The following is a 16314-nucleotide window of genomic DNA, read 5'->3' as shown; positions in this document are numbered from 1 at the left end:
AATTACACTTATTAAACAAGTTTAATAAGTAACCCTATAGTAGCATACTTTTTCATATATGCAACTAATAAGTTTCAAAAAGAAATGCGAACTACTTACTTCACCTAATGATATTACTCGGTGGCATTTAACTAATATAATGCACTATACATTTATGAATGAGCACACCAATATACAAATCAATTGTTAATAAAAAAAGAGATTGACCCAAAAGTAACTGAATAGCTACTTGGGTTAACCTCTTTTATTTATTATCCCTATTTAACTCTTGTACAATATCCCTTTTTCCTATTCTATTAGCAAAAGGGATAAAAATAATAAGGACTATTCCAAACATCCCCGCTATTACCGTAACGATAAGTTTGAAATCAAAAAATAAAGATGTACGATCTATTATACTTACCATATAGGTTAATAATGCTCCTATAACAGCCCCTAGTACGATTCCAATAAGTACATATAAATTAACTTGCGTCAAAATAATTTGTACAATCCCTTTTTTCTTAACTGTTATTGCTCGTAAAATAGCAAACTCTTTTCTTTTAGATTGAATATTATTTATAAGTGTATTACATACCCCTAATGTTACACTAAACAAAATTACTACAATAACAACGATGAAAATGGACCACCTTTGCTGAAACATTAAATTAGATTGTTTTAATGATTGAGTATAACTACTTATTTTTAATTGTGGATATTGACTTTTCACTTTCTTTAATTGCTCCAACGTCTCTCTCTCATTATTTGAACTAATAAATGCACGCTCAAAAACTGTATAACCTTGTTTATATGTTACATTACTCCAATCCATGAGTACCGAAGGAGAATTCGGTAGCTCGTTAACAATTAATCCAACTTCTACCTTACCAGTCGGTCTAACCTTTTGTTCCTGTTCTGAAAATAGACCCAATTGAACGATATCCCCTACATGAAGTTTATATCGCCCCGCTAACTCTTCTGTAACAATTATACTATTTTCTAAATTTGCAGGTACTTCTGGCAGTAACCCTTGCTTTTCCATTTCCTTTACATCACCTAAATTATAGTCAAAAGTAATATATTTTTCACCTTGCTTTAATTCTGCCAGTGAGTTCGTACTAATCGTACTAGCTCCTTTTACACTACTTATTTCTTTAAATATATTTTGTATATGAGTTGAGGAAATTGTTGAATCATTATTCAAACGATTTTCCACAACAATATGTGTTGGAAATTCTCGTTGTAAATATCTTTCATTATTTTTTTGCATTGTTTTAAATATAGTGGACCCGAAGACAACTATCACCATCATTGTACTTATCATTAAGATAACAAATGTATTTTTTCTTACTTGCGGAATTACATTTTTAATAGCAACAAATGTATTCCTTCCAAATATTTTTTTCATTATAGGTAGACATGCTATTAATATTGAAGAGAGATAAGTCGGAAATAAAATATATACTCCTAAAACGAGAAATATAGCTCCTATTAATATCACTATTGCCTGCGTATCTCCCGTATTTGCTACAAACCCACCTAAAGCAGTTAAAAAGATGCTACTCATTAAAAGGAATTTCCCCATAATACTGCGTGTTTTTTTATTAGAAAAGTCGGATTCTTCATTTTCGCGCATAAGCTTTACTGGCAATATTTTCGAACTTCTGTATGAAGGATATATCATAAACAATTCAATGAAAAAGATACTACAAATCACTGTTACAATTGCTATTTCATAGTCAAAACTTATTGAATTAATTTGAAAAGCAAATACATGCTCTAGCCAACTTTGTAAAAAACGGTTACTTATTACAGCTAGTAGCAAACCAAATATTCCACCAAAGAAATTAATTACACTACATTGAATAAATATAACTTTAAACAGTTGTTTCGTTGTTGCACCCATTGATCGCATAATAGCAAATTGACTTTTATATTTATATAAAAACACTTCAAAATTAGACACCAACAATAACGCAGTAATAATAAGTGTTAATGTAGATAAAACGATTATAAAAGTATGTAATGATGCTAAATTACTTTTTAAAAACTCGTCTTCCTCCGCAATATCGATTCTTAATGCTTTGTCTATTTTATGAATTTGATTAGATAATGCTAGTACATCAGCATTATCTTTTGCTTTTATTAACACATAAGTAGCTTCATTGTGTTTACCCGTTTTTTCATATACGTGCTGTTTCACCGCACCTTCAGATAAAATAAGTATATCTGGAGCTGAACCTCCAGCTTCTATATCAGGCAACACTTCTTTTACTACATATGATTTATTTTCGATTACAATCTTTTCCCCAACTTTTACTTGTAAAGTTTCTGCTAATCCATCATTTAATGTTACTTCTTCATTTGATAGATTTTTAGAAAAGTGATATCGACTTTTAGATAATGAATCGTTTTGAACACCTACTGTATAAATAGCTGTATTCAATTTATTTACTTGCAAATGATTTACTAATACTTTTGACATGTATTCAACATTTTCTTGTTCCTTAATATTTTGCAGTAAAGATTTATCCATCAATTTATTTTGATCAGGATTATATCCCACAGATAAATCCATATCTCCGTATACATTTTTCACTTCATTTATAACAGACTGTTTCGCATGACTCGAAAATACAATCATCGTAACAATTAGAGAAACAGCCAACATAACGCTAACGATAGAAGAAATAGCAGTGAATTTATTCGTCTTAAAAAAGCGTAAACTTAATCCTCGTACTGATTTTATCATTTTGATTTCTCCATTAATTTTTTGAATTTATCTAAAATAATATTCATATCATTTACTCCATGAGAACACGTATAATCATCAACAACTTCTCCATTATGAAAGAAGAGAACCCGATCTGCATACGTAGCAATGTGGGGATCATGAGTAACAAGAATCATACTTTGATTAAATTTTTGTTTCATATCGACTAGTACTCGTAAAATATCATTAGACGTATTGAAATCTAAATTTCCAGTAGGTTCATCTGCAAGAACAATTGGAGGAGATGTTATTAACGCCCTACCAATTGCAACACGTTGTTGTTGTCCACCAGAAAGCTGCACTGGTCGATGATTTTTCCAATTTACTAAACCTAGAACATCTAATATTTTATTTGTTTTTTCTCGTATCTCCTCTTCTGAATCAGCTGATAATATGAGGGGTAACGCAATATTTTCTTCTACAGATAAATCCTTTAATAAATGAAATGACTGGAATATAAATCCTATGTTATCCCTTCTGTACTCTGTCGCATACGGTTCAATGAACATATTTTCAGGAACTTCACCATTTACATAGATAACCCCCTCATCAGGCTTATCTAGAGCACCAAGAATATTTAGTAATGTACTCTTTCCAGATCCACTCGTTCCCATTATGGCAATGAGTTCTCCTTTATTTAACTCCAAAGATACATTTTGTAAGGCTCTAACATTTGTATCTACACTCTCATATGTCTTACTTAAACCTTGAACTGCTAACACAACTTCACTCATCATTATTCACCTCAACATTATTAAGTTTTATGCCCTCCACCAAATTAACTTGAATTAAAATTTTTTCTTTTAGATTACTAGGTGGTACAATTTCTGTTCCTATTTGAATGAGCAACATTTTTAATTCGAGAATTGTAACCATTTTTATCCCTCCTCACTCTATATTGGTAACAAATTGAAATTCCGTTCGGTTTTTTTGTAAAAAAATAAGGGAACGCTCAGCGCTCCCTCTCAAATCCAATCCGTTTTTTAATTTCCGCTAAATTCACCTTCGCGATCTCTCTTGCCTTCTCAGCACCTTTTTCCAACGCTTCATATAATAAATTCGGTTCATTCATATACATAGCATATTTCTCACGTGGCCCAGCTAATTCACGGTCTACAACGCGGAATAACTCTTTTTTCACATCGCCCCATCCGATTCCAGTCTCATATTTTTCACGTAACGACTGCCTTTCATCCTCTGTCGCAAATTCTTTATAAATCGTAAATAACGTTTCTAGTTCTTTCGGTTCATTTGGAAGTGAAGAATCTGTTTTGATTTTAAATATTAACTTTCGTAGTTTTTCTTGCTCCGCAAATAATGGGATTACATTCCCATAACTTTTACTCATCTTTCTTCCATCAAGACCAGGTAAGATTGCACCTTCTTCTTGTATAACATACTCTGGAAGTTTAAATGTCGTGCCGAATGTATGATTAAAATACGTCGCAATATCGCGCGCGATTTCAATATGCTGAATTTGATCTTTTCCGACAGGTACATGCGTAGCTTGAAATAGTAATATGTCAGCCGCCATTAATATTGGATACGTATATAACCCCATATTCACTCCGGCATCGACCTCTAAACCCGCTTCTTTATTTTGCTCTACCTTCGCTTTATACGCATGAGCACGGTTCATAAGCCCTTTCGGAGTTAGGCAAGCTAATATCCAAGCTAATTCTAGAATCTCTGGTACTTCTGTTTGCCGATAAAAAATAACATCTTCCCCAAGTCCAAGTGATAACCAAGTAGCTGCTACCTCTTTCGTGTAACTACTGAACTGACTCGGATTATGCACAGCATTTAACGCATGATAATCCGCTATAAAATACAATGCTTTTCCTTCCTTCTTCTTTGACATTTGCAACGCAGGTTTAATTGCACCAATATAATTTCCTAAATGCGGATAACCCGTCGGCTTAATTCCTGTTAACATTATTTTGTCACTCATCCTAACTCCTCCTTTCTCAAAACAAAAGAGCCCCTCATCCTTAAAAAAGGACGAGAGACTCCCGCGGTACCACCTTAATTAGCTATCTTTATAGCTCACTTCACACTTCAATAACGGGAAGTAACCGTCTTTACCTACTCATTTCAGTTAGAAGCTCCAGAGCCCATTCCATATTCATTCCTTGCTGATTCCCACCACACATCAGCTCTCTGAAAAGTTTCGAATATGTACTATTCTCTTTCATCGCTTTTCGTTATTTTTTTACAGTTTATCACATTTTCCCTCCATGCAAAACTAAATATTCAAACTTTTTAACATTTTAATAATAATCATTACCAATTTATTCCGCACAATATATAATCGATATGTACAGAAGCAATTTGTAATACAAAAAAAGAGGTGATGTCATGAGTTGGTTTACTAAAAAGAACGATGAAAAGATTGATGAGTTTAAAAACGATGATACAACGCAAGGTGATACTTTAGGAGTAATTATACATTTTACACCTGTCGCTATATATTTATACACTTGCGATGAGTACATAGAAACGTTTGAAGGTGCGCTCACTTTTGAAAATGAGAACGGAAATCAAGTAGAAATCGGAGGTACTTTTATTTCTCTTGAAGTGGATGCTAATTTTCGCATGGACGATTTAATCTTTGATTATAAACTAAAGGAAAGCAATCTACCTATTGTTGAATTAAAAGCTTACGCATAAGATTAATTTGTCTACTATAGAAAGAGCAAAAAAGCTAGAACAGTAATATCTGTTCTAGCTTTTTTCACGTATTCAACTTAACAAATCGATAACCGTGCGTCACTAACACTTTTAATATCGCATACCCTGGAATTGCTAAAATAATCCCCATAATTCCAAATAAATTTCCGGCAGTTAAAATAATAAAGATGATAGTAATCGGATGAATATCTAACTTTTTCCCCATAACTTGCGGAGAAATAAATTTGCCTTCTGCTAATTGTACGACCATCATTACGATAATTACCTTTAAAACCATTGCTGGCGAGTCAATAAATGCGATAATTAAAGCTGGTGTAATTGCAATGATCGGGCCTACGTACGGAACGATATTTACAATCATCGCTAAAATAGCGAGTAGTACCGCATATTTAATACCGATAATAAGGTAACCAATTAATAGCATAATACCGATAAATAAGCTAACGATAATTTGCCCTCTAATATACGAGCTAATCGCATAATGCATATCATCTAGTATTCTCATTGCTGCTGGTCGTCTTTGTTCTGAAATAAACTTTAAAAAATGATTCGGTAATTGCTCACCATCTTTTAAAAGGTAGAACAATATAAACGGAACCATTACAAACGTTAAAACGACCTCTGTAACAGTACTTAAAAATCCAGTTACATTTCCTGTTACTGATGATAACGACTTCGTAAAATCAACGGTGTAATCTTTTACCATACTCGCTACATCAATATTTAAATTCTCTTGAATTTTTCCTAGTAAATTACTTTCTCCAAATCTACGTGCTGCTCGTTCGATTTCATGCCCGAAATACGGTAAGTTATCTATTAACGCATCGATTTGATCTTTAATAATAGGAATAACCGTTAAAACTAAAAACACAAATAATCCAATTACTATTAAGTATATCGAGGCTATCGATACAATTCTTGAAACACCTTTCTTTTCAAGAAGTGAAACGAATGGATGCAAAATATAAAATAGTACGCCCGCTAATAATACGGGGAAGAAAATTGTCTTTAAAAAGACGATAAATGGTGTAAAAACAAATGATATTTTTGTTAGTAATAAAATATTAATGAACAATAGTGCAAACCCAAGTAACACTGCTAAATAATTGTGTTCTCTAAAAAACTTTTTCAGCTTATCCCTTTTTCTTATATTTATTTTCTCCAACGAAACCACCTCTTCGAATGATGAAAAGCCCTTATCCAGGGCTTTTCATCATAATCTATATATCTATTTCTTTGCAGCTTTCACTACAAATGATACAATAAAAATTAACACAATTGCTCCTAATAATGCTGGCACGACATGAATCCCACCAAAAGATGGTCCAAAAGATCCAAATAATTTACTGCCTAACGAAGCACCTAATAAACCCGTAATAATATTTCCGAATATACCGCCCGGAAAATTTTTACCCGTTATAGAACTAGCAATTGCACCTATAATAGCACCAACTATTAATGTGATAATCCATCCCATTTCTAGTCCTCCATTTCTATTATAGTGTATTTCTTTTTCATACTAAATAATTATGTAACTACTATAATTATTATATCCAAAAAAGAAAAATCTTGTCAAATCTATGAAAATAAAGTATACAAGGAGGCTTTCCCCTATGATTCAAAAATTAATACCAACTTCTCACAAAACCGCTGCTTCTATTTTAAATATTCAAATACCCGCTTATGAAATCGAAGCAAAATATATAAATAGTACAGCTATCCCTCGCCTTTATGATACTGTACCCGATATTCAATCATGTGATGAAATTTTCTATGGCTATTTTTATGAAGATACACTTGCCGGGTTCATCTCTTTTAAAATTGAAAAAGACGAAGTTGATATTCATCGTTTAGTAGTATCCCCTGATCATTTTCATAAGGGAATTGCTACAAAATTACTGCTTTATGTATTTGACATGTTCTCCCCTTCCAAAACATATATTGTACAAACAGGAAAAGAAAATACACCTGCTCTGTCTTTATATAAAAAACATGGCTTTATTGAAGTAAAGAATATCATATTACCCGATGGAGTGGTTTTAACTTCACTTAAAAAATCAGAAAACAACAAATAGTTTGACTCATCGATTTATTTATGTTATCTTTTACTTTATAAAACCTTTTGCTGAGTCCAAAATTTGGAGCGGGGGAACCATTTTTGTAGCTTTGCTACTTGGGGCGAATCTTATTTAAGTAGGGAAACTCTCACTTCCCGAGTCCGACAGCTAACCTCGTAAGCGTAATGGGAGAGGAAGGTGCTTTTTGCCTATGTTACACATTTTGCCTCCTTAATAATAAATATGGGATCGATACCAAATATTTGCCTATATTTATAGAAAAGGAGAAATGTATAATGTTACGTTTATCTGATCACGCAATCAAAATGATGGAGCAAAGACTTCGACTCGAACAACATCGCACATACCAAGCAAATAAAGTTGTCGATAACTTACATCACAAATACTTCTTTCAACATATTTTTCAACCGAAAAGATAAAGAAACCATACGTATAGTATAATGTAATACAAAAAGCTTTGCGATTCTAAATCGCAAAGCTTTTTGTATTACTATTAAAAATAATTTTCCATTAACTTATTCATCCAATCTGGCACACGAGCATTTTCTCTTGTATCAAAAGCAGCAATATATGGTTTTATATCTAAAATTGCCGTTCGATCATTAGCGTCTAATCCTTGCACAGTCATAACGTTATTATCAATTGATAATATTTCAACAGTAGTAATTCCAATAGGGTTTGGGCGATGCTTTGTCCGCTGAGCAAAACATCCCTTTTCATCAAAATCACTTAATCCCCTTGGCTTTCTAGCCCACAAATGTTTGTTTTCTTCTTGAAAATCATTCATATAAAAAATAACAATTGCATGAGAATAATCCTCAAGACCTGCTAATCCTCCAATATACTCTGGATATATTTTGATGTTTGAAATAATACTCCCCCAATTACAATACACTTTCTCATCTATAGAAGATTGTACTTCACCAATCTTCACCATACTCACATGAACCATTTTCCTCCCCCTTCATATAACACTACCTACTTTCTCGCCTTCACAATAAAAGTAGTTGGCACCATCCTAGCTTTATATAAAGAATAATATTTCGTAGACGACTCAGCTAGTTCTTCATCAAACAAGCTCGATGGTTCAGGCTCTTCTATTCTCTCAATTGTAAATCCGGCTCTATGTAACTCATTTATGTATGTACTTATTTTTCTCTTATATAATGTCGCTTGCACATCCTCCCCTTTAAATGTTTCAAACGTAATAGGAGTTTCTTCATGATAAGACGAACTTAAAGCAATCTCCTCTGTTCCATACATTAAGTTTGAATATATGGGATGCTCCCAGCTAAAAACAAAGCTTCCTCCTGGCTTTACATATGAATATATCAGTTCCAACGTTTTTCTTAAATCCGAAGTCCATCCTAATGCATAAATGGAGTATACAATATCAAAATAATCTTTCGGTATATCCCCTTCTTCTTCCATTGCTCCACATATTAACGTCGGATTCCAACACTTTAACGTTTCATTTGCTGTTTTAATTTGTTCACTTGAAAGATCCAGGCCCCATACTTCCTCTGCGCCATGCTCTGCCATATATTGCAGCGAATGCCCACTTCCACAACCAATATCAAGAACCTTTTTATTTCTAATTGAATCGAACAAATGAATCTCCTCTTCAGACGCCGTATAAGGACCATATTTCGGTAAACAATCCACTTGAAAGAAATATGGTGCAACTGTGTCCCAACACTTTTTATTTAAAGCTAACATTTGTGTACCCTTCATATTCTACATTCCCCCACTCCATTTTCTTCCCCTAATTTAAATTACACATTATAACCCGATCTTCCTTTTCTTTTCGCTCGATAATTTTTCACTTTCGCAATCGTACCGCACGCTCTTCCTCCTTCTTCTCCAGCATACATACCACACCATCTTTTACTTCCATTTCGTGAATTGTCATAAAATACCCAGCGGCAATCTGGACATGCTTTTAACCTCCCCCATAAATTTTCTTGAACTGCTATTAAAACAATGCTTAATACTTTTGTATATACAGTTTCTTCGTGTATTGGTTCATACGTAATACCTTTCATATCTTCCATTACATGTACATGTAATGGATATTTCTCTAACCACTTTTGCAATGATCCTTCACCTTCAATTGCCGCCCGAATATCTTCTCGAAAGCTTTTTAATTCCTCTATCGTATGAAATCGAAACTCTTCATGAAAATATTCTTTCATAAAAAGCTTTATATCCTCTTCTGTTTGCAGCAAATCAATTGCTTCTCTCGTATCATTTGGTATTCTCCATGTATTTAAAAATTCCCGAATATACTCTAATTCGTTTGGTGCGTTTTGGCTCAATTCCATTCACCTTCTTCTTAAAATTTACTTTTTTCTGACTTTGTGTATAATTATAATATAAAATAGTTAACCATCAAATAATTTTACCGGTTACATAATTAGGAGGGGTTTTATGAAAAGTTTCTCAATACCGATACGTTTCATGCTTATTTCTTCATTTTTTATGTCTTTTGGGTATTTTGCAGTATACGCATTTTTAGCTATTTATCTATTAAGCTTTCTTCATTTTTCAACTTTTCAAGTCGGAACAGTGTTGACAGTTATAATAATTACATCACGGGTTATCCCTTTATTCTCAGGTTTAATTGCTGACAAAATAGGCTATATCATTATGATGATAGCCGGATTATTTTTAAGAGGAATCGGATTTATCGCTTTAGGAATATGCTCTGATTTCTATACAGTTTCTATTTCTTCTGCACTTATTGGCTTCGGAACTGCATTTTACGAACCTGCTGCGCGCGCTATATTTGGCTCACAGCCAGCTCATTTGCGAAAAAATTTATTTACATATTTAAACCTTAGCTTTAATTGCGGTGCAATAATCGGACCAATTGCAGGAGGGTTCTTACTCTTACTCGATCCAATCTATGCTTTCTCTCTAACAGGATCTCTTATGCTGTTATTCGCTTTTATCTTTTACTTACTTAAAAACAACTTCCAAGTCACTACTGAAAGTACGTCTATTGCATTAGGAATACAGACTATCTTACAAAACAAGTCTTTCCTTCTGTTTTCATTTATCATGATCTTCTTCTATATTATGTTTACTCAGCTTACTGTCGCACTTCCACTTCATATGAAAAACATTAGTAATAGCAATCAGCTTGCTACATTAGTCATTACGATAAATGCAATAACAGGCGTCATATTTATGGTGTTATTCCGAAAACTCTTTCACAAATACAACACGCTTTCATTTATTAAATACGGTATTTTATTAATGAGTATTTCCTTTTTACTCATCCCTTTATTCCAGCACCCATATTGGCTATTTATTTGTGTAATTTTATTTACAATCGGTGAAACACTCGTATTACCTAACGCTGATATCGCTATTGCAAATTACAGTAATGAATCATATACAGCTACTTACTTCGGATTTTATCAACTATCACTCGCATTTGGTTTTATCATCGGTAATTATACCGGTACATCTTTTACAGCCAATTTAAGCGGAATGTATACACCATGGCTTATTTTTGGCGGAATAGGACTTACTGGTTTTATTTCATTACATATTTTAAATATGAAAAAGGATTTCCTAAAGAAGATATATGCCTACTGTAAAAATACTAATTTACGGCAATAAGTAAACTTTCAATCCCCCTTAAATTGGATATACAACCTGTTATTATTTTACATATTATGGTACAATCGAAAGGAATCCTCACTAAACGTTTACATAAAACACTAGCAGTCTAGCAATGCCAAAATCAAAAATCATTTGAAGTTGGGGGATGTTATGAAAAAGAAATTAATGGTTCTGCTATTCACCGCAATCATATTATCTGGATGTTCAACTATAGTAGAACATTCTTTAGAAACCGGAAACGGCAGTATGGAATTATTAACACCAACGATTACAACAAAAGATAATGAATTAGAAATTAAGACTGAAGGCATTGATGAAAATAAAGTAACTTTTATTTATGTTGCCAATACAAAAGTATTCGAACAAAAAATAAAGAATGGTGAACCTTACAAGCTTGATATTACAGGTATCAAGGATGCTCATCGGACAGACTACAAACCACGAGTTCAACTTTTACAGAATGAAGATGATGATAAAGATGGCGAAATGGTAACCTTTAAACAGGTTAGATATACAGTTAATAACAACTAATTTTATAGTCTTTTCATTATAAATGTAACGAACGAAAATATACTTTTAACAGTAGATAAATGTAAGGGGTGCTAACATGAAAAAACGATGGATTTCTTGGTGGATTGGTAACCTATTTTGGATTATCGTTTTTGGAATATGGGCCGCTATTATTTGGCTACGAGATGTTGATGGTGCTGGTATTATTCAAACACCTGAAATTAAATCCATATCACTTATCGTTTTATTAATCGCGTTTATCATACCGGTATTTTTTCAAGTTATATGGCTAATTATTAATTTGAGGATGAGTAGAAAAAATAACTTTACGACTTAGTCTTTTAATTAACTAATAAACACTATTTATAAAAAAAGAGAGGAATCTATATCAAAATAGATTCCTCTCTTTTACATTTGGACTTATACTGCGCTTTTAAAGCACCACTACTTCTCTTTTTTACGATGCGTGTTCATCTTTCTTCTTCATTAACGCTCTTTTCTTCATCGCCTTCGTTAAATATCCACCTTTAAATGAACGGATTTCATAAGAAGACATAAAGGCTTTCGGTGCAATTTCATTAATAATTTCTAACAGTTCTTTTTCTCTAGAACGCTTTGCAACGATATCTAAGCGATAACGTATCGAATTAATACCTTCGCCTTCAAATACAGTAACGCCAAATCCAGAGTGACGTAATTCATCTACTAATTCATTACAACGGTCTAGTAAACTAACTTGATACGTAATATAACCAATTGCTAATTTATTCTCTATATAACCGCCTAATAACAGTCCCGCACTAAAGCCAATGACATAGGCAACGATGTTCATCCAATTTGATAAATCTTGAAACACAATACCTAAACTGACAATGTAAATAGCTCCTTCTAACAATCCTACGCCAGCAGCGGATCTTGTTTGATTCTTTACAAGCAAAATCGTACGAATTGTTAAAATGGGAACGTAAATAATTTGAAGCACAAAAATAAGTAGCGCTTGTAACATTGGTATCCACCTCTTTCAAAAAGTCTTTTGTCATGATAACATACATAACCTTTAGAAATCGATGGGTTTTTAAATTTTTTTTTATTATTTTTCATACTATTGAAAAACGCAAAAAAGAAGCGTATTATATTTGTCGTTAATTTGGTTACTTGTATCATTTCACTAAAATAAAAAGGAACCCCAATTAGGTCCCTCTCATCATAGCTCAATGTTTTTCGAAGTATGTTCCCTTTTCTTCTCTTCTTCTTTCACTAACTGCACATTTGCATAAGCTAAATTCGCAATCATTAAAAAGTGACCACCTAAAATGCCTGTACCGAATGCCCACATTTCCATTTCATGTTCAATTTCATACATGATGATAGCTCCTAAAATGGCTGCTGCAAATCGGTTTAGAACTCCTAATCCTGGAGCCTTTTCCTTCATTACGATACTTTTCCCGAGTTTCTCTACTCTGCGAGCTAATAACCAAAGGCAATATGCACTTACAGCTAATCCGATACCAAACCCTGTTACTTGTTTTCCAAACGGAGTAATCGTCCACATAAGTAGTAAACCACTAAAGATCACATACAATTGTAATCGATATACGCGTAAGGCTGCTTGAATCAAAATATCCGCTCCTAAGTTCTCATTTTTTTGTACTTTAGAAGAAAAGCAGCAACTTACACAGTTGCTGCTTTCTCTTCTTCTTGTTCCTCTTCCATCTTACGAATTTCAACACGTTTAATTTGGTAAGCGTCTTTTTCTAATACTTTAAATTCATAACCTTCCGCCTCAACGTGTTGTCCTTCTTCGATTTCATGATTTTGCATCATAATCCATCCACCGATTGTATCCACATCATCTTCTTCAATGTGTAATCCAAATAAATCTTTCACTTCTGAGATAAGCACTTTTCCATCAACAATGATATGTTGCTCGTTCACATGTTGAATTGGTGGTGCTTCATCTTCATCATATTCATCACGAATTTCGCCGACGATTTCCTCCAAGATATCTTCAAGCGTTACAATTCCAGCTGTTCCTCCGTACTCATCATATAAAACAGCCATCGGAATTCGCTTCTTCTGCATTTGAAGTAGTAAATCGTGAATTGGAGTCGTTTCCATCACTTCAATAATCGGACGCATATACGAGCGAATTGATGATAAATCTTTTTGATCCTCGGTCATATATCGAATAAAGAAATCTTTTACGTTGACCATACCGATAATATCATCTTTATCTTCTCCAAAAATCGGATAACGTGTGTATCGCTCATTTTGGATTACTTTCATGTGTTCTTCTACTGAATCTTCCAGATAGAAACCAATGATTTCTGTTCGCGGTACCATAATCTCTTTTGCAATACGATTATCAAATTCAAAAATGTTATTTACATACTTGTATTCAGCCTGATTAATTTCGCCACTTTCATAGCTATCTGAAAGGATAAGGCGTAATTCTTCCTCTGTATGAGCTACTTCATGTTCTGAAGCTGGTTTTAAACCGAATAAGCCAGTTACAACACGCGCTGAACCGTTCAATACCCAAATAAATGGATACATCACTTTATAGAACATCATTAATGGACCCGCCAATAATAACGTTACCCTTTCAGCCTTTTGAATTGCCATCGTTTTTGGAGCTAATTCTCCTACTACAACGTGTAAATACGTCATAATCATAAAAGCAAGACCAAATGTTAATACTGATGAAATAGAAGGATTTAAGTTCCATTTCTCAAATAACGGGTGTAATAACTTTTCAATTGTCGGTTCACCTAACCAACCTAATCCCATAGCTGTAACTGTAATACCTAATTGACAAGCAGATAAATATTCATCTAAATTTGTTGTTACTTTTTTCGCTGCTAAAGCACCGCGTTTTCCTTCTGCAACAAGCTGATCAATACGACTTGAACGTACTTTTACAATCGCAAACTCAGCTGCTACGAAAAATCCAGTAAATGCGATTAAAATCGCAACCATGACTAAATTAAATATTTCCAATGAATCCCCTTAGTTAAAAAACTAAGGTGTCCACCTCCTGTATACTATAATGTTTTCTTATTTGTTTCTTAGAAAACATAGCCCGATACAAAAATTAAAGAGGTCGGATTTCACTTTTTCTATAGTAATAGAGCAAGTGTCTGTATTAAAGCTGTCGTTTGACCTGATAAAGATTTCGATATTTTTTCACGTTGTGAATCAGTCAATCCATCTAAAAGCGGCTTTAACTCTGTTAACTCTGCTTCTAATCGATGAATATGGTCTGTCACTTCATTCACTTGTTTCGAAACGTGTTCATTGATACCGAGCAGCTTCTTCTTCTCCTCGATTTTCTCTTTAATCTCACAAAGCGGCATATGCATTTCTTTGCACTTCTCAATAAATTGTAATGTTTCAAATGCTGTTTCGTCGTAATAGCGATAATTAGATTGAGATCGCTCCGCTTTTAAGATACCTAGATTCGTATAATAATCAATCGTTCGTTTCGACACGTGAGCCATGAGAGCCAACTGTCCGATTCGATACACCTTCCCAACGATCTTCCCCCCTTGTTTATATTACTAACATCATACAACACATAAACTGTACAGTCAAACGTGACGGTTTACTATTCATAATTTATACAAAATTCCAAGATCCGCCCTATTATTATTCCATACAAGTAATCTACACTTATACAAGAAAATTACTAAACTATTACTTCATCACCACATTGTCTGCAACTTTTAACCTTTCTTATTAAAAAACATATCCTATTAATAATGATTGCTTGTATAGGAGATGATTAACATGAGAAAGACACTCATTTCTCATTTTTATAATGAAGAATACCTACTTCCATGGTGGCTTATGCATCACACGAAAATATTCGATCACGGTATTTTAATTAATAGAGGTTCTACAGATCGTTCAGTTGAAATTTGCAAATTATTTGCTCCCCACTGGGAAGTACGAGATTCAAGATTCCTTGAATTCGATCCCACTAATACTGACATTGAAGTAATGGAAATTGAAAGAGAAGTTTCAGGTTGGAAGATGGTATTAAATACTACAGAATTTCTTTGTTGTAATAATGTAGAAGAATTTTTCTCATCACTTCATACGTTAGGCCAAAATATGTATGCGATTAGAATGATTGTCATGATTGACAAGCATGATTACAATTATTCAAAACTAAGATACTCCATTCCTTTAGTAGAACAACGATATCACGGGCTCTTTCCTTATAAACCAGAAATCGGCTGTGCCTGGAGATTTATACACAACCATCTTGATGGTGCATATTTACCAGGCAGACATTTTACTCGGCACCAACCTATCGTTTATAACTCTCCTTCATTCATTTTCAAATTTTATTTTAGCCCTTGGAACGAACATACAAAGGCAAGAAAATTACAAATTACACCCACCCTTTCAAAAAAGGGCGTTCGAATGGGACTTCAAAAACAATATGGTCGGTCCTCTGAAGAACTCGAAGCTCGATTTTTAATATTAACTAATGCAACACAGGATCTACGTAATCACCCTGAGTATCAACAATTATTCCCTAAATTTAAACCTTAATATTTCTCACATCATCATGCTCCACACATTTTTACGCACTTAGTCAAAAACAAAACCATTTGCATACAAATATGAATACTGTAT

General features: G+C 33.4%; 20 protein-coding genes, 1 riboswitch and 1 other annotated feature. Of the genes, 7 read left to right on the top strand and 13 right to left on the bottom strand.

What is annotated here, in order from left to right:
- Positions 1 to 244: 244 nt before the first annotated feature.
- From MR079_RS23990 to MR079_RS23975, 4 genes are all read right to left on the bottom strand, one after another.
- A complete protein-coding gene (locus tag MR079_RS23990) occupies positions 245 to 2734 on the bottom strand; it encodes an FtsX-like permease family protein (protein ID WP_242294779.1) in 2490 nt (829 codons plus the stop codon).
- Complete coding sequence (locus MR079_RS23985) at positions 2731 to 3489, bottom strand: ABC transporter ATP-binding protein (protein WP_139866168.1); 759 nt, start codon at positions 3487 to 3489, stop codon at positions 2731 to 2733. The genes MR079_RS23990 and MR079_RS23985 overlap by 4 nt, the downstream gene beginning before the upstream one ends.
- A complete protein-coding gene (locus MR079_RS23980; protein ID WP_242294778.1) occupies positions 3482 to 3631 on the bottom strand; it encodes a hypothetical protein in 150 nt (49 codons plus the stop codon). Before MR079_RS23980 ends, MR079_RS23985 begins: the two co-directional genes overlap by 8 nt.
- A 76-nt stretch (positions 3632 to 3707) precedes the next feature.
- Positions 3708 to 4706 (bottom strand): tryptophan--tRNA ligase, encoded by a 999-nt coding sequence (locus MR079_RS23975; protein WP_242294777.1) that lies wholly within the window; start codon positions 4704 to 4706, stop codon positions 3708 to 3710.
- Between the two features lie 43 nt (positions 4707 to 4749).
- Positions 4750 to 4959 (bottom strand) — a binding site (T-box leader).
- A gap of 154 nt (positions 4960 to 5113) precedes the next feature.
- Between MR079_RS23975 and MR079_RS23970 the strand changes: the two genes are divergently transcribed.
- Positions 5114 to 5425: a hypothetical protein gene (locus MR079_RS23970; RefSeq protein ID WP_000118346.1), complete on the top strand. Its 312-nt coding sequence runs from the start codon at positions 5114 to 5116 to the stop codon at positions 5423 to 5425.
- Between the two features lie 64 nt (positions 5426 to 5489).
- On the opposite strand, the gene MR079_RS23965 is transcribed toward MR079_RS23970, so the two are convergent.
- Both MR079_RS23965 and MR079_RS23960 read right to left on the bottom strand, forming a co-directional pair.
- Entirely contained in the window at positions 5490 to 6611 is a 1122-nt protein-coding gene (locus MR079_RS23965) for an AI-2E family transporter (RefSeq protein ID WP_139866170.1), read from the bottom strand.
- A gap of 63 nt (positions 6612 to 6674) precedes the next feature.
- Positions 6675 to 6923 carry a GlsB/YeaQ/YmgE family stress response membrane protein gene (locus MR079_RS23960; RefSeq protein ID WP_087954853.1) on the bottom strand — a complete coding sequence of 83 codons (249 nt, stop codon included), beginning with the start codon at positions 6921 to 6923 and terminating at the stop codon, positions 6675 to 6677.
- A gap of 136 nt (positions 6924 to 7059) precedes the next feature.
- Between MR079_RS23960 and MR079_RS23955 the strand changes: the two genes are divergently transcribed.
- Together MR079_RS23955 and MR079_RS23950 are read left to right on the top strand one after the other, a co-directional pair.
- The gene (locus MR079_RS23955; protein ID WP_139866171.1) at positions 7060 to 7521 is read left to right on the top strand and encodes a GNAT family N-acetyltransferase; all 462 of its coding nucleotides are present in this window, start codon (positions 7060 to 7062) and stop codon (positions 7519 to 7521) included.
- Positions 7522 to 7559: 38 nt separating this feature from the next.
- A riboswitch (cyclic di-AMP (ydaO/yuaA leader) is annotated at positions 7560 to 7702 on the top strand.
- 97 nt (positions 7703 to 7799) lie between these two features.
- Positions 7800 to 7943: a hypothetical protein gene (locus tag MR079_RS23950; protein WP_000945246.1), complete on the top strand. Its 144-nt coding sequence runs from the start codon at positions 7800 to 7802 to the stop codon at positions 7941 to 7943.
- Between the two features lie 74 nt (positions 7944 to 8017).
- Here the strand turns inward: MR079_RS23950 and tsaA are convergent, their stop codons facing one another.
- Genes tsaA through MR079_RS23935 form a run of 3 tightly spaced genes read right to left on the bottom strand, consistent with a single transcriptional unit; the run spans position 8018 to position 9842 of the window.
- On the bottom strand, positions 8018 to 8476 hold the full coding sequence (gene tsaA / locus MR079_RS23945) for a tRNA (N6-threonylcarbamoyladenosine(37)-N6)-methyltransferase TrmO (RefSeq protein WP_000233801.1): 459 nt from the start codon (positions 8474 to 8476) through the stop codon (positions 8018 to 8020).
- A gap of 26 nt (positions 8477 to 8502) precedes the next feature.
- Positions 8503 to 9258 (bottom strand): class I SAM-dependent methyltransferase, encoded by a 756-nt coding sequence (locus MR079_RS23940; protein ID WP_139866173.1) that lies wholly within the window; start codon positions 9256 to 9258, stop codon positions 8503 to 8505.
- A gap of 41 nt (positions 9259 to 9299) precedes the next feature.
- Entirely contained in the window at positions 9300 to 9842 is a 543-nt protein-coding gene (locus tag MR079_RS23935; protein ID WP_242294775.1) for a CGNR zinc finger domain-containing protein, read from the bottom strand.
- 112 nt (positions 9843 to 9954) lie between these two features.
- On the opposite strand from MR079_RS23935, the gene MR079_RS23930 reads away from it, so the two are divergent.
- From MR079_RS23930 to MR079_RS23920, 3 genes are all read left to right on the top strand, one after another.
- Positions 9955 to 11154 carry an MDR family MFS transporter gene (locus tag MR079_RS23930; RefSeq protein ID WP_242294774.1) on the top strand — a complete coding sequence of 400 codons (1200 nt, stop codon included), beginning with the start codon at positions 9955 to 9957 and terminating at the stop codon, positions 11152 to 11154.
- A 153-nt stretch (positions 11155 to 11307) separates the two neighbouring features.
- Positions 11308 to 11688, top strand: coding sequence for a hypothetical protein (locus MR079_RS23925; RefSeq protein ID WP_139866176.1), 381 nt, complete (start codon positions 11308 to 11310; stop codon positions 11686 to 11688).
- A gap of 76 nt (positions 11689 to 11764) precedes the next feature.
- Positions 11765 to 12004, top strand: coding sequence for a DUF3923 family protein (locus MR079_RS23920; protein ID WP_139866177.1), 240 nt, complete (start codon positions 11765 to 11767; stop codon positions 12002 to 12004).
- A gap of 120 nt (positions 12005 to 12124) precedes the next feature.
- Here MR079_RS23920 and MR079_RS23915 read toward each other — a convergent pair whose 3' ends face one another.
- The 4 genes from MR079_RS23915 to MR079_RS23900 all read right to left on the bottom strand — a co-directional run bounded on the left by MR079_RS23915 (position 12125) and on the right by MR079_RS23900 (position 15194).
- A complete protein-coding gene (locus tag MR079_RS23915) occupies positions 12125 to 12673 on the bottom strand; it encodes a DUF2179 domain-containing protein (protein WP_000938438.1) in 549 nt (182 codons plus the stop codon).
- Positions 12674 to 12871: 198 nt separating this feature from the next.
- On the bottom strand, positions 12872 to 13285 hold the full coding sequence (locus MR079_RS23910) for an ATP synthase subunit I (RefSeq protein ID WP_242294772.1): 414 nt from the start codon (positions 13283 to 13285) through the stop codon (positions 12872 to 12874).
- A 53-nt stretch (positions 13286 to 13338) separates the two neighbouring features.
- Entirely contained in the window at positions 13339 to 14667 is a 1329-nt protein-coding gene (locus MR079_RS23905; RefSeq protein ID WP_000402269.1) for a hemolysin family protein, read from the bottom strand.
- Between the two features lie 119 nt (positions 14668 to 14786).
- Positions 14787 to 15194, bottom strand: a complete 408-nt coding sequence (locus MR079_RS23900; protein WP_000285637.1) for a MerR family transcriptional regulator — start codon at positions 15192 to 15194, stop codon at positions 14787 to 14789.
- A gap of 262 nt (positions 15195 to 15456) precedes the next feature.
- Here MR079_RS23900 and MR079_RS23895 point away from each other — a divergent pair, with 262 nt between their 5' ends.
- Positions 15457 to 16230 (top strand): glycosyltransferase family 2 protein, encoded by a 774-nt coding sequence (locus MR079_RS23895; RefSeq protein ID WP_139866179.1) that lies wholly within the window; start codon positions 15457 to 15459, stop codon positions 16228 to 16230.
- Positions 16231 to 16314 lie beyond the last annotated feature (84 nt).

Source organism: Bacillus cereus group sp. BfR-BA-01381, assembly GCF_022663555.1.
Lineage (GTDB): Bacteria > Bacillota > Bacilli > Bacillales > Bacillaceae_G > Bacillus_A > Bacillus_A pacificus.
Note: the sequence above shows the minus strand (reverse complement) of the source record. Positions and strands in the feature narration are given on the sequence as shown.

Excerpts from the sequence above, each read along its gene's own strand:
- MR079_RS23990 (WP_242294779.1), bottom strand. The coding sequence starts at position 2,734 with ATGATAAAATCAGTACGAGGATTAAGTTTACGCTTTTTTAAGACGAAT.
- MR079_RS23985 (WP_139866168.1), bottom strand. The coding sequence starts at position 3,489 with ATGAGTGAAGTTGTGTTAGCAGTTCAAGGTTTAAGTAAGACATATGAG.
- MR079_RS23980 (WP_242294778.1), bottom strand. The coding sequence starts at position 3,631 with ATGGTTACAATTCTCGAATTAAAAATGTTGCTCATTCAAATAGGAACA.
- MR079_RS23975 (WP_242294777.1), bottom strand. The coding sequence starts at position 4,706 with ATGAGTGACAAAATAATGTTAACAGGAATTAAGCCGACGGGTTATCCG.
- MR079_RS23970 (WP_000118346.1), top strand. The coding sequence starts at position 5,114 with ATGAGTTGGTTTACTAAAAAGAACGATGAAAAGATTGATGAGTTTAAA.
- MR079_RS23960 (WP_087954853.1), bottom strand. The coding sequence starts at position 6,923 with ATGGGATGGATTATCACATTAATAGTTGGTGCTATTATAGGTGCAATT.
- MR079_RS23955 (WP_139866171.1), top strand. The coding sequence starts at position 7,060 with ATGATTCAAAAATTAATACCAACTTCTCACAAAACCGCTGCTTCTATT.
- MR079_RS23950 (WP_000945246.1), top strand. The coding sequence starts at position 7,800 with ATGTTACGTTTATCTGATCACGCAATCAAAATGATGGAGCAAAGACTT.
- tsaA (WP_000233801.1), bottom strand. The coding sequence starts at position 8,476 with ATGGTTCATGTGAGTATGGTGAAGATTGGTGAAGTACAATCTTCTATA.
- MR079_RS23940 (WP_139866173.1), bottom strand. The coding sequence starts at position 9,258 with ATGAAGGGTACACAAATGTTAGCTTTAAATAAAAAGTGTTGGGACACA.
- MR079_RS23930 (WP_242294774.1), top strand. The coding sequence starts at position 9,955 with ATGAAAAGTTTCTCAATACCGATACGTTTCATGCTTATTTCTTCATTT.
- MR079_RS23925 (WP_139866176.1), top strand. The coding sequence starts at position 11,308 with ATGAAAAAGAAATTAATGGTTCTGCTATTCACCGCAATCATATTATCT.
- MR079_RS23920 (WP_139866177.1), top strand. The coding sequence starts at position 11,765 with ATGAAAAAACGATGGATTTCTTGGTGGATTGGTAACCTATTTTGGATT.
- MR079_RS23915 (WP_000938438.1), bottom strand. The coding sequence starts at position 12,673 with ATGTTACAAGCGCTACTTATTTTTGTGCTTCAAATTATTTACGTTCCC.
- MR079_RS23895 (WP_139866179.1), top strand. The coding sequence starts at position 15,457 with ATGAGAAAGACACTCATTTCTCATTTTTATAATGAAGAATACCTACTT.